Consider the following 25,192-nt stretch of genomic DNA (forward strand, 5'->3'; position numbering starts at 1 on the left):
CCGGGCCGGCGGGAGGCGCCCGGCCGGGCCGGTGCCGTGCGCTCGCCGGATCCGGGGAACGGGCGGGCGGCGGGAGACCCTCGCGCCTATAGCAAGCGTTTGGTTGGATAAGGGGCATGAGGCAACAAGAGGTCGCGGACCGGCTGGAGATCGGTGACCTGCTCGCCCGCTACGCCCGCGCCGTCGACACCGGAGACTGGCAGCGCCTGGACCTGGTCTTCACCGCGGACGCGGTGATCGACTACACGGCGGCCGGCGGGATCAGGGGCACCCGGGACGAGGCCCGCGCCTGGCTGGCCGAGGTGCTGTCGCAGTGGCCCGGACGCCACCACGTGATCGGGACGGCGACCATCCGCTTCGAGGGCGACGAGGCCGTGGTCGCGGCCCCCTTCACCGACACCCTCGCCCCCTCCAGGGAGATGCTCGCCGCCGACGCCACCGGGCTCGTCCGGGGCGGCGGCTGGTACCGCCACCGGATGGTCCGCACCATGTACGGCTGGCGGAGCCGGGAACTGGTCGAGGAGCAGTCCTGGCGCACCGTCCAGTGACCGCCCCGCCGCTCCGCGGCGCCGGGTGGGGAGGTCACGGCCCGGTCAGGGGCGGTCACGAACTGCCCCAAATCCGGTCCACCCGGGTGAGGCACCCCCCTCTGCCGGTGATGATGGCCCTGAGTTCCGCGAAGGCGACGGCCCGGAAGGACGGGCCGGAGGATCGGGGGCGGCCGCCGGACCGGAGGCGGCACGCCGTCCGGTGACCGCGGCCGGCACGGGACCGGCCGCCCCGGCGGCGAGCCGGCGGGGCCCTTCCGCCCGCGGCGACACGCAGAGGGGTGCGACGGCGATGACCGAGAAGGCCTGCCCCGTGGACGAGGCCGCAGGTGGCGGCGGGCCGTTCTCCGAGGCGGCGCCCGGCGCGGCACCGCCAGGGGCGCTCCCCGGCGCCGCGCTGCTGCAGGCGGTCTTCACCGACCTGGGCGCGGGGCTCTACCTCACCGACTCCGCCGGGCGCATCAGCGCGGTCAACCCCCGCGCCGCCGAACTGCTGGACCGTCCGGTGGAGGCGCTGCTCGGCGCCGACGCCCACGACCTGCTGCACCGCGCGGCCGACGGCGGAGTGATCCCCCGCTCGGCGTGCCGGATCTGGCAGGCGTTCGAGCGCGGCCACACCGCCCACGGCGAGTGCCCCGCCTTCCTGCGCGGCAACGGCGGCCTGCTCCCGGTCTCCTGGATGGCCTCGCCGGTCCGGCAGAACGGGCGGCTCCGCGCCGCCGCGGTGCTCTTCACGGACGCCTCCGAGCGCCTGGCCGCCGCCGGGCGTCAGGCCGACCAGCTGGCCGCGCTGGAGCGGCTCACCGGACGGCTGGCGGTGGTGGGCGAGGCCGGCGCCGTACTGGCCCAGGTCCCGGAGGCGGACGAGGCGCTGCGCCGGCTGGGGCGGCTGATCGTGCCGAGGCTGGCCGAGTGGGCGGTGGTGGACCTGTGCTCCGGGCTCGACGACGTCCGCCGGGCCCTGGTGGTCCCTCCGGAGGGGCACGCGGGCGACCCCGTCTGGGAGGGGCCGCTCCCGCCGGTCACCGAGGACTCCGGCGCGCCGCTGGCGCGGGTCCTGCGGGGCGGCGAGGCCCTGCTGCTCGGCCCCGACGACCTCGCGGCCCCCGCCGACGCGCCGCTGGCCCGGGCGCAGAGCGAGCTGTTCTCCGTCTTCGGCGCCACATCGGTGATCATCACGCCGCTGCGCACCGCCCGCCGGGTGCTGGGCGCCCTCACCGTGGCGCGCACCGACCCGGCCCGCCCCTTCGACGCCGCGGAGCTGGCGCTGATCGACGACCTCGGGCGGCGCGCCGGCCTGGCGGTGGACGGCCTCCGCCTGGCCGGCCAGCGGCGCGAGATCGCCGAGACCATGCAGCGCCACCTGCTCTCCCCGCTCCCGGAGGGAGGCCGGCTCCGGCTGGCGGCCCGCTACCGGCCCGCCCCGGAGGGCTCCGAGGTCGGCGGCGACTGGTACGACGCCCTGATCCTGGCCGACGGCGTCACCGCGCTCGTCGTCGGCGACGTGCTCGGCCACGACCTGAAGGCCGCCGCCGGAATGGCCCAGATCCGCAACATGCTGCGCTCGGTGGCCTGGGACCGGGTGGAGCCGCCCAGCCTGATCACCGACCGGCTGGAGCACGCGCTGCTCGCCGTCGGCGACCCCGTGCTGGCCACCATGGTCCTGGCCCGGATCGAGGGGCCCCCGGAGGGGCCGTGGCAGCTGCACTGGGCCAGCGCCGGGAACCCGCCGCCGCTGCTGGTCACCGAGGACGGCGACGCCCACTATCTCGAGGCGGGGCAGAACCTGATGCTCGGGGTGGAGTGGCACGACATCGGGGACCGCCACGACGCGGTCGAGCCGCTCCCGGAGCACAGCACCGTGCTGCTGTACACCAACGGCCTCGTCCACGCCCCCGGAGACGACCTGGACGCCGCGCTGGAACGGCTCCGCCGCCACGCCGCCGCCCTGGCACGCCGGCCCGTGGAGGAGTTCTGCGACCGGATCCTGGAGCGGGTGCCGCCGCCCGGCCGGGTGGACGACCTCGCCCTGATCGCCCTGCGGGTGCCCGGAGCGGGTGAGGAGGCATGACCATCCGGTACGGCGGAGCCGGCCGCGCCCGTCCGCGTACCGGAATCCCGCCCCGGGCCGGGACGGCCCGCCCGCCCGTGCCCGCCCCCGGAGCGGCGTGCGCGCATGGAGCGGGGCCGTGACGCCGGGAGCGCGGGAGCCCTCCGGCCGGGCGGAGCGCCCGCGAGGGCCGGACCGCCAGGAGGAGCCGCGCAGACCCGAGCGCGGCAGGGCGCCGGGCGACACCCGCGCCTGGGCGGAGGAGCCGCAGAGTCCGGAGCGGCAGGAGGCGCTGGGCGGCGTCCGCGCGCGGGCGGAGGAGATGGGACCGGGCGGCGTCCGCGCGGAGGCGGAGGACCTGGGGGCGGGCGGCACGCTCGCGGAGCCGGACTTCTCGGCCCTCGCCGAGTCGGCGGCGCGGATCTGCGAGGCCCCGATCGGGCTGGTCGGCCTGATGGGGGTCGGCGAGCGGCGGCTCACCGGGCGCGCCGGCGACGGGGCGCTGACCCTGGACGAGCGGGCGCTGTCGTTCTTCCCCTGCACCGTCCAGGGGCGCGCGCTGCTGGAGGTCCCCGACGCCTCCGCCGACGAGCGCTTCCGGGAGGATCCCGTGGTGACCGGGGAGCCGGGGGTGCGCTTCTACGCGGGCGTGCCGATGATCGACGGCAGGGGCCACACCCTGGGCGTGGTCTGCGTGATGGACCACCGGCCGCGCGAGCTCTCCGACGGGCAGCGCGAGGCCCTGCGCAGCCTGGCCGGCAGCGCCGTCGCGCTGCTGGGGATGTACCACTACGCCCGCGGGGCCGACCGGGTCATCCACGGCCTGCAGGAGGTGCAGGAGCTGAAGTCGCACTTCCTGAGCACCGTCAACCACGAGCTGCGCACCCCGCTGACCTCGATCCGCGGCTATCTGCAGGTGCTCCGGGAGGGCGGCCTGGACTCCGCCACCCAGCAGCGCTTCCTGCGGGTGATCGAGCGCAACAGCAACCACATCCTGGGCCTGATCGACGAGCTGCTCCTGGTGGCCAGCCTCAACGCCCGCACCGCCGTCTTCACCCCCGAGCTGGTCGACCTGACCGCGCTCGTCCGCCGCGCGGTCGACGACGCCGCCGCCGAGGCCCGGCGCAGGAAGCACACGCTGCGGCTGCACGCCCCGGAGGGGGTGACGGCCTGGGCCGACCCCCGGCGGCTCCAGCACGCCCTGGGCCACCTGCTGAACAACGCGATGAAGTTCACGCCGGACGGCGGCGCGATCGAGGTCGCCGTGAGCGCCGACCCCGCCCGCCGCATCTGGGTCCGCGACACCGGCATCGGCATCCCGCCCCAGGACACGGAGAAGGTCTTCGACGACTTCTACCGGACCCCGCAGGCCGAGGAGCGCGGCATCGGCGGGACCGGGATGGGCCTGCCCGTCGTCGACAAGATCGTCCAGCTGCACGGCGGCAGCATCCGCATCGACAGCGAGCTGGGCAAGGGCACCACCGTGCGCATCACCCTGCCCGTCCCGCCCTCGGGCGGCTCCGCGGGCCCGCGGGGGGGCGGAGGGGACCCGGTCAGCTGATCAGGTCGGGCAGCCGGGTGACGGCGTCGGTGAGATAGGCGCCCAGCTCCGCGGGGACGAGGTTGATGGCGGCGATCTGGTCGGGGTCGAGGGGGAGCCGCACCACCTCGTAGACGCCGCGGCCGGGCTCGGTGAACTCCGGGCCGCAGCGCAGGGCGGGGTCCATGGACACCAGGCGGCAGCCGTACACGTGCTGGAGCTTGACGCCCTCGGCGTGGGGGCAGCGCAGCGTGGTGAGCGGGGTGACGGCCGAGACGGTGGCCCCGAGCTCCTCCAGGAGCTCGCGGTGGAGGGTGTCCTCCAGACAGCCGTCCCCGGGCTCGACGTGGCCGCCGGGGGCGCTCCAGTACAGCTCCCTGCCGGGTACGGTGCGCCGGAACAGCACGATCCGGTCGCCGTCGAGGAGGAGGGCGCGGACGCTGGGTACGGGCGGCATCCTCGGATTGTCCCGCATCGGCGCGGTCCGGGCTCCACCGGGGCGGCGCGGACCCGGGCGCCCGGGCACGCGGCGCACCGGGCGGGGCTCAGATCTCGCGGCGGAGCCGCTTGAGGTCGGAGCGGTGCTTCTTGGCGGTGATGCGGCGCTCGACGGCACCCCTGCTCGGCTTGGTGGGGCGGCGCTTCTTCGGGGGCGGGGCGAGGGCCTCGCGCAGCAGCTGCGCCAGGCGTATCTCGGCCGCCTCGCGGTTGCGCAGCTGGGACCGGAACTCCGAGGCGGCGATGGTGAGGACGCCGCCGGTCAGCCGGGAGGCCAGCCGCTCCAGCGCGCGGGCCCTCAGCGGCTCGGGGAGCGCCTCGGTGGCGGCCAGGTCGAAGCTGAGCTCGGCGCGGCTGTCGGTGGTGTTGACCCCCTGGCCGCCGGGTCCCGAGGAACGGGAGAAACGCCAGCTGAGCTCGGTCTCCGGGATGGAGATCGAGCCGCTGATCCGCAGCGGGCCGGGCATGGCGGACGACTCCTTCGATCCTTCGGGAGGGGGCGCGTCCCAGGGTAACGGGACGGCGTACCCGCAGATCAACCGATTTATGCCCCGTTCGCCCTGTTGTATCGGGCAAAGCGGAGAACCGCGGGCTTGTGGCGTCCGGCTCCTTCCGCCACAGTGACGTTCGGCATGCCGTACATGTCACCGGTGGGGGAGGCGAGGGGCGCATGGGCGCGATCGTGGGCGTGCACGGAATCGGGAAGTACCGGTACTACCGCGAGGCGGGGAACTCGGTGGCCGGAGCGCAGGCCGCGATGCGCGCGAAGTGGGACCGCTACCTGCACCACGGCCTGTCCGGCGGCGCGCCGCACACCGGGCAGCGCTATATCACCGAGATCGCCTACTACGCGCACCTGCTCGGCGAGACCAAGGACGACGGCGGGGACGGCGGCGGGGCCCGCGCGGTGGAGCGCATGGACGCCGGGACGCAGCGGGTCCTCGTCGACTGGACGACCCAGCTCGACGCGGTGGGGGAGGGGCTGACCGGCGCGCTGCACTGGCTCGCGGGCCGGCTGCTGGAGCGCCTGCCGGAGCAGACCGCCCGTTTCGCCGCGCTCTTCGCCCCCGAGGTGGCGGCCTACCTCGCCGCCGGGGGCGAGGCCAGAGCCGGGGCGCGGGAGGCCGTGGCCGAGGTGATCCGGCGCCACCGCCCCCGGGTGGTGATCGCGCACTCCCTCGGCAGCGTGGTGGCCTACGAGACGCTCTGGGCCTGCCCGGAGCTGGAGGTGGAGCTGCTGGTCACCCTCGGCAGCCCTCTCGGCATGCGGAACGTGGTCTTCGACCACCTGCTGCCGGCCCCGGTGAACGGCCGCGGCGCCCGCCCGCCCCAGGTGCGGCGCTGGGTCAACATCGCCGACCGGCACGACATCGCGGCCATCCCGCCGGGCCTGGCGTCCTGCTTCACCGGGGTCGACCACGAACGCCTGGTGGACCTCGACCGGCTCGACTTCCACACCGTGGAGAAGTACCTGGGCTGCGGCGCCCTGGGCGAGCAGCTGAGGCCGTACCTCACCTGACCCGCCCCGCCCCCGCCCGGCGGCGGACCGGGCGGAGTGCTCCGGCCCGGTGGCGGGCCGGGTGGCCTGCTCCCACGCGGCGGCGGGAACCGCCGTGCGGCGGCTGTTCACTCTGCCGTGACGCGGCCTTGACGCGCCGGCCACGGCGGGGTCAGGCGGGGCGGTTGCACTGGAGGCGTGGAGCCGAAGCCGTCACGCAGAGCGTTCATGTCCACCGTCATGTCCACCGTCATGTCCACTGCGGCCGCGGGTGCCGGCGGGCTGCTGCTCGCCGGCGCCGTATCCGCCCCGGCCGCCCGGGCGCGCTCCCGCGGCGCGGTGGCCGACCCGTTCACCCTGGGGGTCGCCTCCGGCGACCCGGCGCACGACGGGTTCGTGCTGTGGACCCGCCTCGCCCCCGACCCGCTCGCCCCCGACGGCCGCGGCGGCATGCCGCGCCGGGACGTGGACGTGCGCTGGCAGGTCGCGGACGACGAGCGGTTCACCCGGGTCGTGCGCTCCGGCTCCGCGACCGCGCGGTGGGAACGGGCCCACAGCGTGCACGTCGAGCTCGAGGGCCTGGACCCCGGCCGGGAGTACTTCTACCGCTTCCGCGCCGGCCGTCACCTGTCGGAGGCCGGCCGCAGCCGGACCGCCCCCTCCGCGGACTCCCCGGCGGCCGCGCTCACCTTCGCCGTCGCCGCCTGCGCGCACTACGAGCACGGCTACTACACCGCCTACCGCAGGCTCGCCGAGGCCGAGCCCGAGCTCGTCGTCCACCTCGGCGACTACATGTACGAGTACGGCCCGCAGGGCTACACCGCGGCCGGAGGCGGCGGCGTGCGGAAGCACACGCCCGGCACGTGCGAGACCCTGGCCGACTACCGGCTCCGGCACGCGCAGTACAAGAGCGACCCCGACCTGCGGGCCGCGCACGCGGCCGCGCCCTGGCTGGTCGCCTTCGACGACCACGAGATCGAGAACAACTGGGCCGCCGGCGTCTCCAGCACCGGCGCCCCGGCGTTCGCGCGGCGCCGCGCCGCCGCCTTCGCCGCCTACTACGAGAACATGCCGCTGCGGCGCGCGAGCGTGCCCGGCGGCGCGTCGATGCGCCTGCACCGGCGCCTGGACTGGGGGCCGCTGGCCCGCTTCCACCTGCTCGACACCCGGCAGTTCCGCGACGACCAGGCGTGCGAGGACGGCCTCCGCGCGGGCTGCGACGACCGCCTCGCGCCGGAGCGCACCCTGCTCGGCCCCGGCCAGCGGCGCTGGCTGCTCGACGGCCTCGCCGCCTCGACCGCCCGCTGGGACTTCATCGGCCAGCAGGTCCTCATGGCGCAGCGCGACCACCGGGCGGGCCCCGGCAGCGAGGTCAACCTGGACTCCTGGGACGGCTACGCCGCCGAGCGCGCCCGCCTGCTGACCGGCCTGCGCGACTCCGGCGCGGCCAACCCGGTCGTGCTGACCGGCGACGCGCACATGCACCACGCGGCCGATCTCACGCTCGACTTCGACGACCCGGACGCCGAACGGGTGGCGGTGGAGCTGGTCACCTCCTCGGTCTCCAGCGACGGCGACGGCTACCGGGACGAGAACCGGACCGCCGAACTGGTCGCGGAGAACCCGCACATCGCCTACATCGACCAGCGGCGCGGCTACCTCGTCTGCCGGCTCACCGGTCAGGAGCTCCAGGCCGACTTCCGCGTCCTGGAGTACATCAGCCGCCGCGGCGCCCCCGCGCGCAGCGGCGCCCGCTTCACCGTCCCGGCCGGCGCGAGGTCGCTCGACCCCCGCTGAGGCGCGGACCGGTGCCGAGCCGCCGCCGGCCGGGCCTGCCCGGGCAAGGCCCGGAGGGCTCCGCGCCGGTGCGTCTCACCCCGAGCGCCCGGTGAGCGCGTAACCGAACAGCGAGAGCCCGGCGCCGGCGGTGAGAGTCCGCGCCGTCGCCGGGCGCACACCCGGGTAGGCTCCCTCGCGCACGCTCCCGCGCAGCAGCACGAGCCTGTCCGCGCCCGGCGCGGCCACCACCAGGCGCCGTCCGGGCAGGACGGCCAGCGCCGAGCCGAAGCCGCCCCCGTTCCCTCCGGCGGCACCTTCAGCGCTTCCCTCAGCGCTCCCCTCAGCGCTCCCCTCAGCGCTCCCCTCAATGGCTCCCTCGGCGGCCTCCTCGGTGTCCCCTCCAGTGGTCCCCGCGGCGTCTTCCTCGACGTCTTCCTTGACGTCTTCCTTGACGTCTCCCGCAGCGCCTCCCCTGATGAGCAGGTCGTTCCGCTTCGTCAGGCCGCCGGAGCGGGTCCCGGCGAGCACCTGGACGGCGTTCTCGCCCGGGATCCCGACCACCAGCTCGTCGTCGCCGTCCCCGTTGAGGTCCCCGGCGGCCAGCGCCGCGCCGAACCGGTCGAAGTAGCGCGGCGTGCCCTTCAGCCCCCGCTGCGACCAGGCCTCCGCGGCCGCGCCCCGCAGCCCGCGGGGCGAGCCGTGGACCGTGACCACGGTTCCGTCCCCGTAGTCCATCGCCCGCTGGCCGTCCGTCAGTCCCTCGCCCGGCGCCCCGACCGCCAGGTCGTCGCGGCCGTCGGCGTTGAAGTCCCCGGTCGCCAGCGCGGCGCCGAAACCGTCCCAGGCCTCGGCGCGTCCGGTGATCCCCGGACTGTCCTGGGTGAGCCGCAGCGCCCTGCGCCGCCGGACGTCCAGCACGGTGACCGAGCCCTGCCCCTTGCGGGTGACCGTGTCACCGGGCGCGCCGGCCGCGATCTCGTCCCGGCCGTCGCCGTCGAAGTCGCCGGCGGTGAGCACCGCGCCGAACTGGTCGGTCGTCTCCTCCTCCTGGCCGACCCAGCCGCTGCGCTGGGTGAGCGCGTACGGCCCGCGCCCGCCGAGCCCGTACACCCCGACCGCGCCCCCGCCCAGCCCGGGGATCCCGACCACCAGCTCGTCGTCGCCGTCCCCGTCCAGGTCCCCGGCGGTCAGCGCCGCGCCGAACCGGTCGGGTCCGCGCCGCCGCCCCACGTCCCGGGCGTCGATCACCTCGCCGGGGCGCAGACCGCCGGGCGAGCCGTGGAAGATCTGCACCACCCCGCGCCCGTCCGCGCCCGGCCCCGGCCGGTCCTCCTCCGAGACGCCCACGGCCAGGTCCGCGCAGCGGTCGCCGTCGAAGTCCCCGGCCGCCAGCGCCGACCCGAACGCGTCCCCGGTCTCGGCCTCGCCGGGCACGCCGGGATCGTCCTGGGTGAGCAGCCGCTCGGTGCGCAGGCCGTACAGGACGGTGACCGAGCCCGCCCTCGGGCGCCCGCCCACCGCCGCGTACGGCGCGGCCACCGCGAGGTCGGCACGGCCGTCGCCGTCGAAGTCAGAGGGCGTGCCGGAGCAGGCCCGCGCAGACGCCCGCACGGGAGCACGCATGGAGGCGGGCACGGTGCCGGGAGCGCCGGAGGCGGAGGCCGGGACGGAGGCGGAGGGCGGGCCGGCGGTGAGTACGGCGGGGGTGAGCACGGCGGAGGCCACAGCGGCGGTGGCGGTGGCGGTGGCGGTGAGGAGCATTGCTCTCATAACCGGGATGTTCTCCACCGATTCGCACAGCCGCCCGACCGCCACGTGAACGATATGCGGCCGGTACCGGTAGAGCGCGTGCCACTATGAGCGGATGGACATCGACCTGGCTGATCTGGAGTTCTGGCGCCGTCCTCCCAAGGAGCGGCACGAGGCGTTCGCGAGGCTGAGGGAGCTGGACCGACCGGTGTTCTTCACCGAGAAACGGGTGCCGCTGCTCCGCTCCGGCAAGGGCTTCTACGCCCTGGTCCGGCACGCCGACGTGGTGGAGGCCAGCCGCAACCCCAAGGTCTTCTCCAGCGAGCCCGCCGCCAGCAGCCCCGAGCCGCCGGGCTGGGTCAAGCACGTGTTCGGCGAGTCCATGGTCAACATGGACGACCCCCGCCACGCCCGGTTGCGCCGGATCGTCTCGCGCGCGTTCAGCCCGAAGATGCTCTCCAACCTCCAGGGCGACATCGAGAAGGCCTGCGCCCGGATCGTCGACGACGTGGTGGCGGCGGGGCCCGGCGGCGACTTCGTCACGCAGGTGGCCGCCCGGCTGCCGATCCACGTCATCTGCGACATGATGGGCGTCCCGGACGAGCTGCGCGAGCGGGTCCACCGGCACGTGGACATCTCCACCGCCTACACCGGCGTCCGGCCCAGCCTGGGCCGGACCGTGCAGATGGCGGCGAGCAACATGCTCGCCCTGCTCGCCCTGCAGCGGATGGTGATCGACCTGGGCCGGGAGCGGGCGAAGGAGCCCCGCGGCGACCTGGTCTCGGCGCTCGTCACCGCCAACGTGGACGGGGAGAAGCTGACCGATCGCGAGCTCGGCTCGTTCTTCGCGCTGCTGCTCGTCGCCGGCAACGAGACCGCCCGCAACACCATGGCGCACGGCATCAAGCTGCTCACCGACAACCCCGAGCAGCGGCGACTGCTGTGCGAGGACTTCGACGGGCGCATCGGCGGCGCGATCGAGGAGATGGTCCGCTACGTCTCGCCCATCATGCAGTTCCGCCGCACCGTCACCGAGGACTACGACCTGCGCGGCCTGCACCTGAAGCCCGGCGACAAGGTGGTGCTCTTCTACGGCTCGGCCAACCGGGACGAGACGGTCTTCCCCGACGCCGACCGGTTCGACATCACCCGCGACGCCAAGGGGCACGTCGGCTTCGGCGGCCCGGGCCCGCACTTCTGCCTGGGCGCGAACCTCGCCCGCCAGGAGATCCGGACGATGTTCCGCGAGCTGTTCGACCGGCTGCCGGACATCCGGACGGTGGGCGAGCCGGAGCTGCTGCTGTCCAACTTCGACAACAGCGTGCGGAGCCAGAAGTTCGTCTTCTGATCTGAGCGGGCGGTGGCGGCGCCCGCGCGGAGAGGCCCCGGGATCACCCGGCCGGTGGGGTGCGGACCCGGCGGGCCCGGCCGGGAGGCCGGGCTCCGGAGTCCCGGAGCCCGCGCAGGAGAGGCCGTCAGCCCAGCGGAGGTCCCTGGGGTGTGTCCGGTGGCGGGGTCCAGCCCGCCTCCACGGGGGTCTCACCCTCGCTCCCGCAGTCGAAGCAGTGGTAGTAGACGTGCGGCGGGGCGCCCCCGCCCGGAGCGTCCGCGTCGGCGGGCGTGAAACGCAGGATCCTCAGGTTCGTCTCCCCGCACGTCCCGCACCGCAGGGAGCCCTGCACCTCGGTCATGCACATCCCCTTCGCGCTCGAGAAAGGGGGAGAGGTCCAGGTTACGTCACCCGGTCGCGGGGACCGGGGAGGCGGCCGCGGGCGTGACCGGCATGGCGGGGCAGCTCGCGCCGGGCCGGGGCAGGGCCAGGGTCAGCAGATAGCGGTCGATCGTGCCGCGGGCGCAGGGGCTGGCGTGGTAGGTCCAGTGGCCGACGCCCTCGTAGGCGAGCAGCACGCTCCGGTGGATCCGCCGGGACACCGCCGCCGCGAACTCGTAGGGCGTGGCGACGTCGTGGCGGCTGTTGACCAGCAGGACCGGCGGAGTGTCGTGCCGGAAGCGGTAGGGCCGCTGCGGGTTGCGGGTGGCGATGTCGCGTCCCTGGCAGCCCGCGACGTCCCTCCAGCCGGTGAAGGTCCACCGCACGGTGGGGGCCGCCTTCCGCACGGCCTCGCGGAGCCGTGCCAGCTCGCCGAAGTCGCGGACCGGCCAGCGGAAGTCCGCGCAGAAGATCGCGGCGTACGGGTCCTCCCAGGCCTCGGGGGGCTCGGAAGGCGACGCCTCCCGTCCTGCGCGCGGCGCGGCCTGGTCCCGCAGGGTGATGAGGTAGTCGTCGGACCGGGGCCAGAGCGACTGGTCCGCCACGTGGAACTCGACCCTGCCCGCCAGCCACTCCGGTGTCATGGGGAAGCCGGGGAAGTCCGGGTCGGGGAGCTCGCCGCGCTCGGCCCTCGCCATCAGCCCGTCGAGCACCTCGGCCGGGTCCTGCCCGCCGAGGGCGCAGCCGGAGCCCGGTCCGCGGCACCAGTCCGCGAACATCCGCAGCGCCCTCTCCGACGTGCGGGCCCTGGCCGTCAGGAAGTCCGCGGGGCGGCGGAGGGAGTGGTCCAGGTTCCCCTCCAGCACCAGCGCGCGCAGCCGGTGGGGGAAGAGCTCGGCGTACTGCTGGCCGAGGAGTGTGCCGTACGACAGGGTGTACAGGGAGATCGTCCGCTCGCCCAGGGCGGCGCGGAGGGCGTCGACGTCCCGGGCCGCGCTCAGGGTGTCGGCGTGGTCGAACACCGGTCCGGAGAGCCGGCGGCACTCCTTGTCGTAGGCGTTGAGCCGGGCCCGCATCCGGTCGTACTCCTCGGCGGTGGCCGGGTTGTCCGGCATGTTGGAGACACCCGCCGGGCAGAGCACCGGTGTGCTGCCGGGGACACCGCGAGGGTCGAAACCGACGAGGTCGAAGCGCTCCAGCAGATCGGCGGAGAAGATCTCCGCGGCGTCGAGGGTCGCCCGCACGCCGCTGATGCCCGGACCGCCGAGGTTGAACACCAGCGAGCCGACGCGGCGGGCCGGATCCGCCGCCTTCCGCCGGGCCACCGCGATCTCGATCCGCGGCCCGTGGGGATCCGCCCAGCCCACCGGCACGCTCAGCGACCCGCACTCGACCGCCTGGTCCTGCGGGCACGGCCGCCAGGAGATCGGTGGTGTCGCCGCCGCCGCCGCGGGCGGTGCGGCGGCCAGGCCGCCCAGCAGGAGAAGCACCGACATGATCCACCGGGACGTCCGCACCAGCCCGCCTCTCGCCGGAACCTGTACGTTCACCATCAACTTGAAGATCATCATTGTCAACACCGGCCGGGGTGCCCCCGGGACGGGCCGCGTGGGCGTGCGGCGGCGTCCCGGGGCGGTGACCCGTGCGGTGCCGAGGCCCGTCCCGCGAGCGGCCTCAGGGCCGGGGGAGGCCCGGGCCGGACGGCGCTGCGGTGCCGATGACGACGGTGGCGTCCAGCTCGTCGGAGACGGCCACCTCCGGGACGAGGCCGCTCCGGGCGAGGATTCCGGCGGCCCGCTCCGCCTGGTGCCTGCCCGTCTCGACCAGCAGGGAGCCGCCCGGCGCCAGCCAGCCCGGTGCCTCGGCGGCCACCCGGCGCACGACGTCGAGGCCGTCGGCGCCGCCGTCGAGCGCCAGCCGCGGCTCGTGCACGCGGGCCTCCGCGGGCAGCAGCCCGATCTCCTCGCTGGGCACGTACGGCGTGCTGGCGACCAGCAGGCCGACGCGTCCCCGCAGCGCGGCGGGGAGCGGCGCGTAGAGATCGCCCTCGTACACCAGGCCTCCGGCCGCGGCGAGGTTGCGGCGGGCGCACCGTACCGCGGCGGGGTCGATGTCGACCGCGTGCAGCTCGATCCGTGCCGGGGAGGCGCCGGACGCGGGGAAGCCGGTCCGGTCCCGGGGCCCGGCCCGCTCCGGGAGCTGGGACTCCGCCCGGTCCAGGGCGGCGGCCAGCGCGGCGCCCACCGCCCCCGAGCCGCAGCACAGGTCGACGACGACGGCCGGCGGCCGGGGGGAGGCCCCGCGAGGGGAGCCCGGAGCGGGGCCGGGGAGCCCGGGAGCGGCGCCGGCGAGTGCAGAAACGGGACCGGGGAGACCGGGCGCGGCGCCGGCGGCCCGCAGGGCGAGGGCCGCGGCCTGGCGGGCGAGGAACTCGGTGCGGCGGCGGGGCACGAAGACCCCGGGCTCCACGGCCACCCGCAGGCCGCAGAACTCGGCCCAGCCGAGGACGTGCTCCAGGGGCAGGCCGGCGGCCCGCCGGTCCACCATGGCGGCGAGGTCGGCGGCGGTGCGCGCCGTGGAGATGATCAGATCCGCCTCGTCCTCGGCGAAGACGCAGCCTGCGGCCCGGAGCCTGGCGACGACGGCGGAGGGGGAGACGGGGAGCGGAGAAGTCACGAGAGAGCCTTCCGGGGTGTCCGGGGTGCTCTCCGCGGCCTTCCTAGGCCGGACGGGCCGTGGGACCGTGAGGCGGGAGCACCCTGCCTGAACTGGCGTTGATGGGTCTCACCTCCTCAAGACGGTCGATCAGGAAGCGCAACGCTACCGAGGTGGGGGCCGGGCGCGCAAGCACCCCCGCTCCGTGCCCCGCAGGGCCAGGGCACCCGCCACGGGTGTCTCCCCGATCAGGGGCACACCGTTGCCTGTGCGGTCCCGCCGGTCCGCTCTCGCCTGCCGTCCGGCGGGAGGCGGCCGCACGGGCGACGCCCCGTGGCTTCAGGGGGATCCGCCGTTTCGCGAGGGTCCGCGGTCGGCTGCGACGACGGCGTCGAGGAGGCCGGGGAAGACCTCGTCGATCTCCTCGCGTCTCAGGGCGTTCATCCGTGAGGTGCCGGCGTAGTACTGCCGGATGAGACCTGCCTCGCGCAGGGTCCGGAAGTGGTGGGTGGCCGTGGACTTGCTCACGGGCAGGTCGAATCCGCCGCAGGCGATGTCACCGGAGGCGTCGCACAACTGCGTGATGATGCTCCGCCGTACCGGATCGACGATGGCCTCGAGGACCCGCTGCAGCGTGATCGTCCGTACGTCGGGGTGGCGGGGGATGCGGTCGGCCTCCATGACCCCATAGTACGATAGCCATCGAAGTTTGACCGTCATCGTACTTTCATGCTTGAGTGGATCATCATTCACCGAGGCGCGGAGGACGAGGCGATGACCAGGGCGGTGCTGTTCCACGAACTCGGCGGGCCCGAGGTGATGCGGCTGGAGGACGTCGAAGTCGGCGAGCCGGGCCCGGGCGAGGTGCGGATCCGGGTGGACGCGATCGGCCTGAACCGGGCCGAGGTGCTGTTCCGCACCGGGCACTACATCGAGCCGGTCAGGCGGTTCCCGGCCCGGCTGGGCACGGAGGCGGCCGGTGTGGTCGAGGCGGTGGGCGAGGGCGTGGCCGGGTTCCGGCCCGGGGATGCGATCAGCACCGTGCCGGCGTTCTCGCAGAACGACTACGGCGTCTACGCCGAGCGGGCGATCGTGCCCGCGGCGGCACTGGCACGGCGCCCCGGAGGACTCGGCGCGGTCGAGGGCGCGGCGGTGTGGATGCCGTACATCACGGCCTACGGCGGGCTCGTGGAGGTCGGCGGAATGCGCCCCGGGGACACGGTCGTGCTGAACGCGGCCTCCAGCAGTGTCGGCCTGGCCGCCATCCACGTCGCCGAACGGATCGGCGCCACGCCGATCGCGGTCACCCGCACCGCAGCCAAGAAGGAGGCGCTGCTGAAGGAGGGCGCCGCAGAAGTGATCGTCAGCGAGTCGGAGGACGTGGTCGAGCGGGTGCTCACGGCGACCGGCGGGCGGGGCGCGGAGTACGTCTTCGACGCCGTCGCCGGACCCGGCGTGCGAGACCTGGCCAAGGTGGTCGCCGAGGACGGCATGCTGATGCTGTACGGCGCACTGAGCGGCGAGGCGACTCCTTACCCGGGATTCGAGCTCGGCATGCCTGCGCTGAACATGCGCACGTACACGATGCTGGAGACGGCCAGGCGGCCCGAACGGCTGCGCCGGGCGGTCGCCTTCGTGACCTCCGGGCTGCGCTCGGGCGCCTTCCGGCCCGTGGTGGACCGTACCTTCGACCTGGGCGACATCGTCGAGGCCCACCACTACCTGGAGTCGAACGCCCAGATCGGCAAGATCGTGGTCACCGTCGCGAGCTGATCGCCTCCGGGCATCGATCACGGGATCTCCGGGCCCGTAACCGTTCGCGGGCCGGGATGCCTCCTACGCTGACGCCGACGCACCGCCGCAGAGGGTCTTCGGCCACCCGGTCTCACGACATGAGAACGCTTCGGCCCTGCCCGTTCGGGTGGGGCGGCCGACCGGGGGCGAGAAGCGGCAGAAGACGGTGAGGAGGCGGTGAGGACGGTGAGAGGCGATGAAAAGGAAAAGCGGTTCCGCGGCCCTGGAGAGGGCCGCGGAACCGCTTTCACCAGCGTTCTACAGAAGTTTCCCCGAAGAGGGATGGCGTCTCCGCCGGAGGGTGGCCCCTCGTTTTCAGCGATGGGCGTCCCGGTCGTTTCCGGCCGGTGGGAACGACCGGGACGGATGGCCTTCGGCGGCGCGTGCCGTGAGAGGCAGGGTGCGCCGCCTCCCGGATCAGTTGTCGATGATGCCGAGGATGGCGAGGTCGAGGAGGTCGTTCAGGACCTCGTTGTGGTTGCTCTTGTCGATGTAGGTGAAGTCGCCGTAGCCGCCGTAGCCACGGTCACCGGCCAGGGCCGGTCCGGCGGTGGCCAGGGTCGCGACGCCCGCGACGACCGCACCGGCGAGAATGCGACGGATCATAGGTTCTTCCTCCATGGAAATGGAACGGAGATGGTCGGCGACTCCGGACGGCCGGTCACATCCGGCCGGCCGTCCGGCGCCGTGAACAAGCATCGCTTCATCGAGGACGCCGTTCCGGGTGAATTCCCACCGTGTCAGACCAAGGCCCGGTGATGCTTTTTTGGCGGTCGCCGTCGTTTTACCTCCTCCGCCCACCCGGTAATCACAAACCGGCCGGAGACCGGGTCCGCACCGGAAGAATCCGCCGGGGAGGGTGGTGGAACAATCGGGGCACGGAAAAGAAAAACGGCTCCACGGCCGTGGCCGTGGAGCCGTCTCATGCCGAGCGACTTCCAGAAGTCTCCCCTGGACAGGGGCGGTGCCTCAGCAGGAAGGCGGAGTCCCGGTTTCCGGACGATTCACATCGTGATTGTTTCCGATAGCAGGAATATCCAGAGTGAATCATCTCCGGGCGGCGGCGCCGGCCGGGCGGCCGGGCGCGTCATCGCCTCTGCGGAGGTCAGTTCTCGATGATGCCGAGGAGCGCGACGTCCAGCAGGTCGTTCAGGACCTCGTTGTGGTTTCCGCTGTTGACGTAGGTGAAGGACGGGGCGTGGCCGTAGTCGCGGCCGTAGTCGCCCGCGGAGGCGGTGCCGACCAGGGCGAGGGCGCCGACGCCCGCGAGACCTGCGATGGCCGCACCGGCGAGAATACGACGGATCATGGTGTTCTTCCTCCATGGGAACGGAATGGGGAACTGCAGGCCACAGCGGAAGGCCGCGTCCGACCGGCCGCCGGTGACCGCGAACAAGCATTCCGTATCGGAGGTCCCGTTTCAGTGAGCGAACGCCACGATTGCTCAAAGGATGGCGATGATTGTTCAACGGTCGCCGCCGTATTTCTCGCGTCACCGGCGCGCGAAACACATTTCAGGCGTCTATTGCGAATCCGAATTATTCGGGCGATCCGCTGGATTCGTGTCCGGCCGGGCATCCAGCGCCCGGAGCACGAACCCGGAGACGAGCTCCTCGGCCTCCTCCACCGTCACCGCGCCGCCGAGCAGCGGGAGCCGCTCGGCGCCGATGACGGCGAGGATGAGCCTGGCGGTGGCGGTCACGTCCGGAGCCCGGAAGTCGCCGGAGGCCACGCCGCTGTCGATGATGCCGGTCAGGATGCGCTGCATCGGCGCGACGTGCTCGGCCAGGCGCTGGTAGGCGTCGGGGCCCAGGGCCGCCGACAGGTCGGCGGGCCCGGGATGGGGGTGAGCGAGCAGCCCGTCGAGCTGGAGCCGGACGAAGACCCGCAGCCGCTCGGCGGGGGAGGCGTCCCCGGGCAGCTCCCGCTCGTAGGCCTCGATGAAGTAGTGCGTCACCCGCTCGGTGAAGGCCAGCAGCAGCGCGGCCTTGTCGGGGAAGTAGTTGTACAGGACGGTCCGGGTGATCCCCGCCTCGCCCGCCACGTCGGTCATCGAGATGGCGTCGATGCCCTGGTCGCGGGAGAGCCGTGAGACCGCCCGGAGGATGCGGTCCCGAGTCTGGGCGCGGTGCTCGCCGATCGTCGCGGCCGAGATGCGGGGCATGGACCCATGGTGGCACACGGCCGGGCCGGTGGCCGGGGCGCGCGGTCAGGCCGTGCGGTCAGGCCGCGAGCTCGGCCCGCGCCACCCGGCCGAGGTCGGTCAGGACCTCGGTGTTGAGCTGGTAGGCGAGCTTGGCCTCCCGGATGATGCGCTGCTTCTCGGCGTCGTCCACGGGCAGGGCGTCCAGCCGGGCGCGGTAGGCGTTCTTGAACCGGGGCAGGCTGCCGATCCGGTCGAAGCGGTAGAAGTCGACGCCGCCGCCGGGTCCGTAGCCGTAGATCTTCTCCAGCTCCATCCGGATGAACTGCCCGCCGGACAGGTCGCCCAGGTAGCGGGTGTAGTGGTGGGCGACGTAGCCGCCAGGCCAGCCGGCGGCCTGCTCGATCCGGGCGACGAGGGTCCGGGTCGGCGCGGAGGGCGTGATCCGGTCGGCCCAGCCGGGGCCGTAGACCGTCTCCAGGTCGCGGACGAGCGCCTCCTCGCGGTAGAGCTCGGGGACGACGAACGGGCCGGCGACCGGGTCGCCGGCGAGCGCGCGCGCGACGCCGTCGAGCGCGGTGTAGGCGAAGTAGTGCTGGGCCACCAGCTCGCCGTAGGCCTCGCGGCTGAGCCGGCCCGCCATCAGGGCCTTGAGGTAGGCGTCGTCCTCGGCGGAGGAATGGTCGGCCCAGGTGGCGTTCCTGAGCACTTCGGAGAACGGCGCCTCGCTCATGATCACTCCGTGTCTGAGAGTATTTTCATGACGGAGTGTCACAAACGATCCGGCGGCACGTCAAGGTGATGACGACACCTTGTCATCAAAGAACGGGCGCTGCGGGGCCGGGGCGGTCCCGCAGCTTTCCGCCGGTCCTCCCGCCGCTCCGTTCACCGGCCCTTCCGCCGGGGGACCACAGTGAGGGCCGCCGGGGGGACCACAGTGAGGGCCGCTGTGGGAGCTTCGGTGGGGGCCGCTGTCCCGGGAGCGGTCCGTCGTACGGATCCGGCGAGCCGGACCAGGAGCAGCAGCGCGGCGAGGACCGGGAGCCAGGCCAGGCGCTGCGCCATCCAAGCCGCGTCCATCGGCGGGGTGAGCAACCCGGGCACCGGCCCGGAGCGGAGGGCGGCCAGGGCGGCCGCGGCCAGCACGGTCTGGTGCCAGAGGAAGACGGTCATCGCCGCGAGGTTGACCAGCGCCACCACCGCCCAACAGGAGGGGCCGGCGCATCAGCCGCTCCAGCGGCCCGCGCACCAGCAGGGCCAGCCCCACCTGGGCGAGACCGAAGCAGACGGCGGCGAGCGTGGGCGGGCTGAGGTTCGAGACCCTGGCCCCCGTCACCCCGACCATGCTCGCCGGATACCCGAAGGCGGCCACCAGGACCACCGCCCCGGCCGCGCCGCCGGCCAGCAGCGCCGCCGCGGCCCGCCGCGAGGCGAGCATGCCGCCCGCCCGGCCCACCCCCAGCGCGTACGGCACCAGCCACCCGGCCGCGAGGTTCACCCAGCCCAGCCAGGCCGGACCGCCGGGTGCGAACCTGACCGCGTCCACGACGGGCACCACCGCGACCGCCGAGGCGGCCACGAGGCCGGGGCGCGCCCGCGCCAGCAGGGGAGTGGCGGCGGTCAGCGCGGCGAAGACGGCCAGGAACCAGAGCGGCGCGAGCGCCGGGAGCGCCAGCGCCCGGACCGTCCCCCGCGGGGTGCCGTGCAGCGCCGGCGCCGCCCAGCTCTGCGGCCGAGGACACGCCGAGGCCGGGGCTGCCCACCGCCGCCATGTCGGTCACCTGCCCCCCGGGCACGGCCTTGGCGCACACCACCGATCCGTAGCTGTGGCAGAGCAGGGTGACCCGCCTGCCGCGGAGCGTCTCGCCGACGTAGCGGCGCAGCGCCCGGGCGCCGCGCTCGGCGGCGGTGTGGGTGGCCACGTGCAGGCTGACGGTCGCCGGGCTGTCGTAGCCGAGCCAGGCCACCACCGCCAGCTTCGCCCCGGAGTCCAGCTTCCGCGCCTGCGCCAGCAGCGCCCGGGCCCCGCCTCCCGGCGTGCTGTGCGCCTTGGCCCGCCCGCCGTCGAAGGTGGCGGCGGTGGTGTCGGCGCCGGGGACGATCACCGCCACGTGCTCGGCCGTACGCAGGTCGCCGTAGACCTTGATGATCCGGTCGCCCTCGGGCGGCGGCGCGATCACGTAGGTGAGCGCGGCGACGGTGCTCACGGCGAGCATGGAGCGGAACATGCGGGCCTCCTGTCCAGGGGGAACAGGACAGGACGCTATGGATCGTGATCTGTCGCCCGCGTCACCTCGGGGAGGCCACCTCAGGGTCCCTCCGGAGGGGGACGGCGGTGACGGGCGCGCCGCGGGAGCGGAGGCCTCCCCTGGCGGTGCCGGGTGCGCGGGAGAACGGAGCCCGTCCGCGACGCCGGGGACGGGTGGAGCGCCGGGGACGGGTGGAGCGCCGGGGACGGGTGGAGCGCCGGGGACGGGTGGAGCGCCGGGGACGGGTGGAGCGCCGGGTGCCGGACGCGGGGCTCTGCGGGCGGGTCACTCGCCGGGGCGGACCACCCCGGTCTCGTAGGCGTACACGATCGCCTGCGCGCGGTCGCGCAGGCCGAGCTTGGCCAGGATCCGGCCCACGTGCGTCTTGACCGTCTGCTCCGAGAGCACGAGCTCGGCGGCGATCTCCTGGTTGGACAGGCCGCGGGCGATGAGGGCGAGCACCTCGGTCTCCCGCTCGGTGATGCCGTCCGGCCGGGCGCGCGGGCGGTTCGGCCCGACGCGGGCGAACTCCGTGATGAGCCGCCGGGTCACCGACGGCGCCAGCAGCGCCTCCCCGGCCGCGACCACCCGGACGGCCTCGGCCAACTGCGTGGCGGAGGCGTCCTTGAGCAGGAAGCCGCTGGCTCCGGCCCGCAGCGCCTCGTAGACGTAGTCGTCGAGGTCGAAGGTGGTCAGGATGAGGATCTTCGGGGCGTGCCCGCCGGGTCCGCCGGGGGAGAGGATCTCCCGCGTCGCCGCCAGGCCGTCCATGACGGGCATCCGCACGTCCATCAGCACGACGTCGGGCCGGAGCTCCGCGGTCCGCGCCACGGCCTCGCGGCCGTCGGCGGCCTCTCCGACGACCTCGATGTCCGGCTGGGCGCCGAGGAAGACGGTGAAGCCCGTCCGCACCATGCCCTGGTCGTCCGCGATGAGCACCCGGATCGTCACCGATCGCCTCCATTGGGGGGTTGAGGCCGTCAGGCCGTGGCCGCCGGCTCGTCCTGTGTGATCGGGAGTATGGCGGTGACCGCGAACCCGTTCCCCACCGGCCCGGCCCAGAGCCGCCCGCCGAGCATCGCCGCCCGCTCCCGCATCCCGATCAGGCCGTGCCCCCCGTGCGCGGGAGCCTTCCCGGAAGCGGAAGCGGAAGCGGAAGCGGAAGCGGGACCGGGCCGGAGACCGGAAGCGGGGCGGGGGCCGTGACCGTGACCGGGTCCGGAAACGGGATCGGAACCGGGTCCGGCGGGCTTCTTCCCGGCGCCGTTCGCCACGTGGAGGCACAGGTCGTCGCCGGATCGGGTGATCTCCACCGTGACGGCCGAGCCGGGCGCGTGCCGCATGGCGTTGCTCAGTGACTCCTGCACGATCCGGTAGGCCGACAGGCTCACCGCCTCGGGCAGCCCGGTCAGGTCGCCGAGGAGCTTGGGTTTCACGGTGAGCCCGGCCGAGCGCGCGGTGCCGATCAGCTCCTCCAGCCGCTCCAGCCCCGGCTGCGGCGCGGTGTCCCGCGTCCCCTCGGCGTCCCGCAGCACGCCCAGCACCCGCCGCATCTCGTTCATGGCGGTCAGGGAGAGCGCGCGGATCTCCACCAGCCCCTCCTCCAGCAGCCGCGCGTCCCCGCGCGCCTTCAGCGGTACGGCCTCCGCCTGGATGGCGATCACCGACATGTGGTGGGCCACGATGTCGTGCAGCTCCCGGGCGATCCTGGTCCGCTCCTCCAGTACGGCCTGCCCGGCCAGTGCCCGCTCGCTGCGCCGTTCCTCCTCGGCCAGGCGCCTGACCGCCGTGCGCCTGGCCCGGACGTTGTAGCCGAGCAGGACGGTCGCGGTCACCAGGCCCATGCCGACGGCGGTCACGCCGGTCTGGTCGGTCTGCGCCTCGACGAACCACACACCGGCGGCGGAGACGAGCCACACGCCGATGGTGACGTGCCGCTCGCAGCGGACCGCGACCGCGTAGACCACCAGCAGGTACGAGATCACGGTGTCGGCGGAGTAGGGCGTGTCCACGGCCTGCAGGCGGGTCAGGACACCCGCGGGGGTCAGCACCGCCGCGAGCCGCCAGGCCGCCAGGGGCCGGCGGTCGCGCAGCGCCAGCGGGAGCGCGGAGCAGGCGGCGGCGAACTGGATCTCCCCCCAGCCCAGCGGCTCCGGCAGGTGCGCCGTGTCGCTCCACAGTATCGACTGCACGGCGCTGAACAGGATGAAGGCGAGCACGAGGTCGGCCAGCAGGACCAGGTCGATCGTGCGGAAGGGGAGCAGACCCAGGAAGCCCGGCACCCGGGGGGCCAGCCACCGGGACCGGGGGTGCGGCGGGCCGGCCCTGCCGCTCCACAACGCGCCGGCGAGCGCGCGCACCAGCCGGGCCAGCGGGGCGCGGGCCCGGTCCCGCGGGGTGGGCGGGGAGGTCATCCGGACAGTCTAGGGACGTTGATCATCAGCCCGCATCACCCCGGAGTACGGTCCGCCGCGTCCCTCTCCAGAGGGACGATTACAGAATTACGATCGCTCACAGCGAAAAGGCTCAAGTCCGGGAACATTCGAAGGCTCCTGTTAATTGAGTCGGTATAACTCAACCCCATGGAGTGCAGATGAGTGAGAGCTTGAACCTCCCGGTCCTTCCGCTCGACGACGAGGTCGTGCTGCCGGGCATGGTGGTCCCCCTGAACCTCTCGGCGAACGAGGTCAGGGCCGCGATCGACGCGGCCCGGGCCCTCGACGAGGACGCGCCCGAGGTCCTGCTCGTCCCGCGGATCGACGGGCGCTACGGCGCCGTCGGCGTCCGGGCGGTCGTGGAGCAGGTGGGCAGGCTGCCCGGCGGCGAGCCCGTGGCCGTCGTGCGCGGCGTCGACCGGATCCGCGTGGGCGCCGGCACCACCGGCCCCGGCGCGGCGCTGTGGGTGCGGGCCGGCAGGATCGAGCCGGTCGAGGCGGGTGAGCGCGCCGAGGAGCTCGCCAAGGAGTACAAGGCGCTGGCCACCACGATCCTGCAGAAGCGGGGCGCCTGGCAGGTGGTCGACGCGCTCAGCCAGATGGACGACCCGTCGGTCCTCGCCGACAACTCCGGCTACGCGCCCTGGCTCACCACCGCGCGCAAGGTCGAGATCCTCGAGACCGCCGACCCGGCCGAGCGGCTCGCGATGCTGATCGAGTGGTCCCGCGAGCACCTGGCCGAGCTCGACGTGGCCGAGACGATCCGCAAGGACGTCCAGGAGGGCATGGAGAAGCAGCAGCGCGAGTTCCTGCTCCGCCAGCAGCTCGCCGCGGTCCGCAAGGAACTGGCCGAGCTCAACGGGGACTCCGCGGAGACCGAGGAGGAGGACTACCGCGCCCGGGTCGAGGCCGCCGACCTGCCGGAGAAGGTGCGTGAGGCCGCGCTCAAGGAGGTCGCCAAGCTGGAGCGGACCTCCGACCAGTCTCCCGAGACCGGCTGGATCCGCACCTGGCTCGACACCGTCCTCGACATCCCGTGGAACACCCGGACCGAGGACTCCTACGACATCGCCGCGGCCCGCGAGGTCCTCGACGCCGACCACACCGGCCTCGACGACGTCAAGGACCGCATCATCGAGCACCTCGCCGTCCGGGGCCGCCGCGCGGCCAAGGGGCTCGGCGTGGTCGGCGGCCGGCGCAGCGGCGCCGTGCTCGCCCTCGCAGGCCCTCCCGGGGTCGGCAAGACCTCCCTCGGCGAGTCGGTCGCCCGCGCGATGGGCCGGAAGTTCGTCCGCGTCGCCCTCGGCGGCGTGCGCGACGAGGCCGAGATCCGGGGCCACCGCCGCACCTACGTCGGCGCGATGCCCGGCCGGATCGTCCGGGCGATCCGCGAGGCGGGCTCGATGAACCCCGTCGTGCTCCTCGACGAGATCGACAAGGTCGGCGCCGACTACCGGGGCGACCCGACCGCCGCGCTGCTGGAGGTGCTCGACCCCGCGCAGAACCACACCTTCCGCGACCACTACCTGGAGGTCGAGCTCGACCTGTCCGACGTGCTCTTCCTGGCGACCGCCAACGTGCTGGAGGCGATCCCCGGCCCGCTGCTGGACCGCATGGAGGTCGTCACGCTCGACGGCTACACCGAGGACGAGAAGGTCGCCATCGCCCGCGACCACCTGCTGGTGCGCCAGCTGGAGAAGGCCGGGCTGACCGCCGAGGACGTCACGGTCGGCGACGACGCGCTGCGCCGCATCGCGGGCGAGTACACCCGGGAGGCCGGGGTCCGCTCCCTGGACCGCTCGATCGCCCGGATCCTGCGCAAGATCGCCGCGAAGGCGGCGCTCGGTGAGACGGAGCCGCCGGTGGCGGTGACGGCGGACGACCTGGTCGCCTACCTCGGCCGGCCGCGCCACGTGCCGGAGTCCTCGCTGCCGGAGTCCAGCCAGCGTACGGCGGTGCCGGGCGTGGCCACCGGCCTGGCGGTCACCGGCGCGGGAGGCGACGTGCTGTACGTGGAGGCGTCCCTGGCCGACCCGGAGACCGGCGGCACCGGACTGACCCTGACCGGCCAGCTCGGCGACGTGATGAAGGAGTCGGCCCAGATCGCGCTCTCCTACCTGCGCTCGCGCGGCGCGGAGCTGGAGCTGCCCGTCTCCTCGCTCAAGGACCGCTCGGTGCACATCCACTTCCCGGCCGGCGCGGTCCCCAAGGACGGCCCCTCCGCGGGCATCACCATGATCACCGCCCTGGCCTCGCTGCTCTCGGGCCGCCAGGTCCGCGCCGACGTGGCCATGACCGGCGAGGTCTCCCTCACCGGCCGGGTGCTGCCGATCGGCGGGGTCAAGCAGAAGCTGCTGGCCGCCCACCGGGCGGGCGTCACCACGGTGCTGATCCCGGCCCGCAACGAGCCCGACCTGGACGACGTCCCCGAGGCCGTCCGCGACGAGCTCACCATCCACCCGGTGAGCGACGTGCGGGAGGTCCTGGCGATCGCCCTCACCCCGGCGAAGGTCGCCGAGCCCGCGGCGGCCTGACCGCCGCCG

23 protein-coding genes are annotated in these 25,192 nt (G+C 74.3%); 8 read left to right on the forward strand and 15 right to left on the reverse strand.

Features of this window, described 5'->3' with window-relative positions; translation table 11 throughout:
* The first annotated feature begins 116 nt into the window (after positions 1-116).
* From ACFOWE_RS17670 to ACFOWE_RS17680, 3 genes are all read left to right on the forward strand, one after another.
* Positions 117-548, forward strand: a complete 432-nt coding sequence (locus ACFOWE_RS17670; RefSeq protein WP_377289007.1) for a nuclear transport factor 2 family protein — start codon at positions 117-119, stop codon at positions 546-548.
* 292 nt (positions 549-840) lie between these two features.
* A complete protein-coding gene (locus ACFOWE_RS17675; RefSeq protein WP_377289009.1) occupies positions 841-2,619 on the forward strand; it encodes a SpoIIE family protein phosphatase in 1,779 nt (592 codons plus the stop codon).
* 118 nt (positions 2,620-2,737) lie between these two features.
* Complete coding sequence (locus tag ACFOWE_RS17680) at positions 2,738-4,159, forward strand: GAF domain-containing sensor histidine kinase (protein WP_377289011.1); 1,422 nt, start codon at positions 2,738-2,740, stop codon at positions 4,157-4,159.
* Here the strand turns inward: ACFOWE_RS17680 and ACFOWE_RS17685 are convergent.
* Together ACFOWE_RS17685 and arfB are read right to left on the reverse strand one after the other, a co-directional pair.
* Complete coding sequence (locus ACFOWE_RS17685) at positions 4,152-4,595, reverse strand: NUDIX hydrolase (protein WP_377289013.1); 444 nt, start codon at positions 4,593-4,595, stop codon at positions 4,152-4,154. The two genes, ACFOWE_RS17680 and ACFOWE_RS17685, sit on opposite strands and share 8 nt — an antisense overlap.
* Positions 4,596-4,683: 88 nt before the next feature.
* Positions 4,684-5,103 carry an alternative ribosome rescue aminoacyl-tRNA hydrolase ArfB gene (gene arfB / locus ACFOWE_RS17690; RefSeq protein ID WP_377289015.1) on the reverse strand — a complete coding sequence of 140 codons (420 nt, stop codon included), beginning with the start codon at positions 5,101-5,103 and terminating at the stop codon, positions 4,684-4,686.
* 203 nt (positions 5,104-5,306) lie between these two features.
* Here arfB and ACFOWE_RS17695 point away from each other — a divergent pair, with 203 nt between their 5' ends.
* Positions 5,307-6,155 carry a hypothetical protein gene (locus tag ACFOWE_RS17695; protein ID WP_377289017.1) on the forward strand — a complete coding sequence of 283 codons (849 nt, stop codon included), beginning with the start codon at positions 5,307-5,309 and terminating at the stop codon, positions 6,153-6,155.
* Positions 6,156-6,362: 207 nt separating this feature from the next.
* Positions 6,363-7,931: an alkaline phosphatase D family protein gene (locus ACFOWE_RS17700; protein WP_377289019.1), complete on the forward strand. Its 1,569-nt coding sequence runs from the start codon at positions 6,363-6,365 to the stop codon at positions 7,929-7,931.
* Between the two features lie 75 nt (positions 7,932-8,006).
* On the opposite strand, the gene ACFOWE_RS17705 is transcribed toward ACFOWE_RS17700, so the two are convergent.
* On the reverse strand, positions 8,007-9,683 hold the full coding sequence (locus ACFOWE_RS17705) for an FG-GAP and VCBS repeat-containing protein (protein WP_377289021.1): 1,677 nt from the start codon (positions 9,681-9,683) through the stop codon (positions 8,007-8,009).
* A 94-nt stretch (positions 9,684-9,777) separates the two neighbouring features.
* Here ACFOWE_RS17705 and ACFOWE_RS17710 point away from each other — a divergent pair, with 94 nt between their 5' ends.
* Positions 9,778-11,010: a cytochrome P450 gene (locus tag ACFOWE_RS17710; protein ID WP_377289023.1), complete on the forward strand. Its 1,233-nt coding sequence runs from the start codon at positions 9,778-9,780 to the stop codon at positions 11,008-11,010.
* Positions 11,011-11,137: 127 nt separating this feature from the next.
* Here the strand turns inward: ACFOWE_RS17710 and ACFOWE_RS17715 are convergent, their stop codons facing one another.
* From ACFOWE_RS17715 to ACFOWE_RS17730, 4 genes are all read right to left on the reverse strand, one after another.
* Positions 11,138-11,353 (reverse strand): hypothetical protein, encoded by a 216-nt coding sequence (locus ACFOWE_RS17715; protein WP_377289025.1) that lies wholly within the window; start codon positions 11,351-11,353, stop codon positions 11,138-11,140.
* Between the two features lie 46 nt (positions 11,354-11,399).
* Complete coding sequence (locus tag ACFOWE_RS17720) at positions 11,400-12,926, reverse strand: alpha/beta hydrolase (protein WP_377289027.1); 1,527 nt, start codon at positions 12,924-12,926, stop codon at positions 11,400-11,402.
* A gap of 121 nt (positions 12,927-13,047) precedes the next feature.
* Positions 13,048-14,049, reverse strand: coding sequence for a putative protein N(5)-glutamine methyltransferase (locus ACFOWE_RS17725; RefSeq protein ID WP_377289029.1), 1,002 nt, complete (start codon positions 14,047-14,049; stop codon positions 13,048-13,050).
* Between the two features lie 318 nt (positions 14,050-14,367).
* A complete protein-coding gene (locus tag ACFOWE_RS17730) occupies positions 14,368-14,709 on the reverse strand; it encodes an ArsR/SmtB family transcription factor (RefSeq protein WP_377289031.1) in 342 nt (113 codons plus the stop codon).
* Between the two features lie 48 nt (positions 14,710-14,757).
* On the opposite strand from ACFOWE_RS17730, the gene ACFOWE_RS17735 reads away from it, so the two are divergent.
* A complete protein-coding gene (locus tag ACFOWE_RS17735; RefSeq protein WP_377289033.1) occupies positions 14,758-15,801 on the forward strand; it encodes a zinc-dependent alcohol dehydrogenase family protein in 1,044 nt (347 codons plus the stop codon).
* A 438-nt stretch (positions 15,802-16,239) separates the two neighbouring features.
* Here the strand turns inward: ACFOWE_RS17735 and ACFOWE_RS17740 are convergent, their stop codons facing one another.
* The 8 genes from ACFOWE_RS17740 to ACFOWE_RS17775 form a co-directional block, all read right to left on the reverse strand.
* The gene (locus tag ACFOWE_RS17740) at positions 16,240-16,428 is read right to left on the reverse strand and encodes a hypothetical protein (protein WP_377289035.1); all 189 of its coding nucleotides are present in this window, start codon (positions 16,426-16,428) and stop codon (positions 16,240-16,242) included.
* 499 nt (positions 16,429-16,927) lie between these two features.
* Positions 16,928-17,131, reverse strand: coding sequence for a hypothetical protein (locus ACFOWE_RS17745; RefSeq protein WP_377289037.1), 204 nt, complete (start codon positions 17,129-17,131; stop codon positions 16,928-16,930).
* Between the two features lie 213 nt (positions 17,132-17,344).
* The gene (locus ACFOWE_RS17750) at positions 17,345-17,986 is read right to left on the reverse strand and encodes a TetR/AcrR family transcriptional regulator (RefSeq protein ID WP_377289039.1); all 642 of its coding nucleotides are present in this window, start codon (positions 17,984-17,986) and stop codon (positions 17,345-17,347) included.
* A gap of 58 nt (positions 17,987-18,044) precedes the next feature.
* On the reverse strand, positions 18,045-18,698 hold the full coding sequence (locus tag ACFOWE_RS17755) for a biliverdin-producing heme oxygenase (protein ID WP_377289041.1): 654 nt from the start codon (positions 18,696-18,698) through the stop codon (positions 18,045-18,047).
* 152 nt (positions 18,699-18,850) lie between these two features.
* Positions 18,851-19,165: a hypothetical protein gene (locus ACFOWE_RS17760; RefSeq protein ID WP_377289043.1), complete on the reverse strand. Its 315-nt coding sequence runs from the start codon at positions 19,163-19,165 to the stop codon at positions 18,851-18,853.
* Positions 19,135-20,193 (reverse strand): alpha/beta hydrolase, encoded by a 1,059-nt coding sequence (locus ACFOWE_RS17765; protein WP_377289045.1) that lies wholly within the window; start codon positions 20,191-20,193, stop codon positions 19,135-19,137. The genes ACFOWE_RS17760 and ACFOWE_RS17765 overlap by 31 nt, the downstream gene beginning before the upstream one ends.
* 306 nt (positions 20,194-20,499) lie before the next feature.
* Complete coding sequence (locus ACFOWE_RS17770) at positions 20,500-21,165, reverse strand: response regulator (RefSeq protein WP_377289047.1); 666 nt, start codon at positions 21,163-21,165, stop codon at positions 20,500-20,502.
* A 29-nt stretch (positions 21,166-21,194) separates the two neighbouring features.
* Positions 21,195-22,628 (reverse strand): sensor histidine kinase, encoded by a 1,434-nt coding sequence (locus ACFOWE_RS17775; RefSeq protein ID WP_377289049.1) that lies wholly within the window; start codon positions 22,626-22,628, stop codon positions 21,195-21,197.
* A 179-nt stretch (positions 22,629-22,807) separates the two neighbouring features.
* On the opposite strand from ACFOWE_RS17775, the gene lon reads away from it, so the two are divergent.
* On the forward strand, positions 22,808-25,183 hold the full coding sequence (gene lon, locus ACFOWE_RS17780) for an endopeptidase La (RefSeq protein WP_377289051.1): 2,376 nt from the start codon (positions 22,808-22,810) through the stop codon (positions 25,181-25,183).
* The last annotated feature ends 9 nt before the right edge of the window (positions 25,184-25,192 follow it).

Source organism: Planomonospora corallina (assembly GCF_042650625.1).
In the GTDB taxonomy this organism is placed as follows: domain Bacteria; phylum Actinomycetota; class Actinomycetes; order Streptosporangiales; family Streptosporangiaceae; genus Planomonospora_B; species Planomonospora_B corallina.

What these genes read in the sequence shown, in the direction of transcription:
- ACFOWE_RS17720 (WP_377289027.1), bottom strand. Translation starts at nt 12,926, where the DNA reads ATGGTGAACGTACAGGTTCCGGCGAGAGGCGGGCTGGTGCGGACGTCC.
- ACFOWE_RS17765 (WP_377289045.1), bottom strand. Translation starts at nt 20,193, where the DNA reads ATGTTCCGCTCCATGCTCGCCGTGAGCACCGTCGCCGCGCTCACCTAC.
- ACFOWE_RS17750 (WP_377289039.1), bottom strand. Translation starts at nt 17,986, where the DNA reads ATGCCCCGCATCTCGGCCGCGACGATCGGCGAGCACCGCGCCCAGACT.
- ACFOWE_RS17675 (WP_377289009.1), top strand. Translation starts at nt 841, where the DNA reads ATGACCGAGAAGGCCTGCCCCGTGGACGAGGCCGCAGGTGGCGGCGGG.
- ACFOWE_RS17735 (WP_377289033.1), top strand. Translation starts at nt 14,758, where the DNA reads ATGCTTGAGTGGATCATCATTCACCGAGGCGCGGAGGACGAGGCGATG.
- ACFOWE_RS17730 (WP_377289031.1), bottom strand. Translation starts at nt 14,709, where the DNA reads ATGGAGGCCGACCGCATCCCCCGCCACCCCGACGTACGGACGATCACG.
- ACFOWE_RS17705 (WP_377289021.1), bottom strand. Translation starts at nt 9,683, where the DNA reads ATGAGAGCAATGCTCCTCACCGCCACCGCCACCGCCACCGCCGCTGTG.
- ACFOWE_RS17775 (WP_377289049.1), bottom strand. Translation starts at nt 22,628, where the DNA reads ATGACCTCCCCGCCCACCCCGCGGGACCGGGCCCGCGCCCCGCTGGCC.
- arfB (WP_377289015.1), bottom strand. Translation starts at nt 5,103, where the DNA reads ATGCCCGGCCCGCTGCGGATCAGCGGCTCGATCTCCATCCCGGAGACC.
- ACFOWE_RS17685 (WP_377289013.1), bottom strand. Translation starts at nt 4,595, where the DNA reads ATGCCGCCCGTACCCAGCGTCCGCGCCCTCCTCCTCGACGGCGACCGG.
- ACFOWE_RS17700 (WP_377289019.1), top strand. Translation starts at nt 6,363, where the DNA reads ATGTCCACCGTCATGTCCACCGTCATGTCCACTGCGGCCGCGGGTGCC.
- ACFOWE_RS17715 (WP_377289025.1), bottom strand. Translation starts at nt 11,353, where the DNA reads ATGACCGAGGTGCAGGGCTCCCTGCGGTGCGGGACGTGCGGGGAGACG.
- ACFOWE_RS17745 (WP_377289037.1), bottom strand. Translation starts at nt 17,131, where the DNA reads ATGATCCGTCGTATTCTCGCCGGTGCGGCCATCGCAGGTCTCGCGGGC.
- ACFOWE_RS17755 (WP_377289041.1), bottom strand. Translation starts at nt 18,698, where the DNA reads ATGAGCGAGGCGCCGTTCTCCGAAGTGCTCAGGAACGCCACCTGGGCC.
- ACFOWE_RS17710 (WP_377289023.1), top strand. Translation starts at nt 9,778, where the DNA reads ATGGACATCGACCTGGCTGATCTGGAGTTCTGGCGCCGTCCTCCCAAG.
- ACFOWE_RS17740 (WP_377289035.1), bottom strand. Translation starts at nt 16,428, where the DNA reads ATGATCCGTCGCATTCTCGCCGGTGCGGTCGTCGCGGGCGTCGCGACC.
- ACFOWE_RS17670 (WP_377289007.1), top strand. Translation starts at nt 117, where the DNA reads ATGAGGCAACAAGAGGTCGCGGACCGGCTGGAGATCGGTGACCTGCTC.
- ACFOWE_RS17695 (WP_377289017.1), top strand. Translation starts at nt 5,307, where the DNA reads ATGGGCGCGATCGTGGGCGTGCACGGAATCGGGAAGTACCGGTACTAC.
- lon (WP_377289051.1), top strand. Translation starts at nt 22,808, where the DNA reads ATGAGTGAGAGCTTGAACCTCCCGGTCCTTCCGCTCGACGACGAGGTC.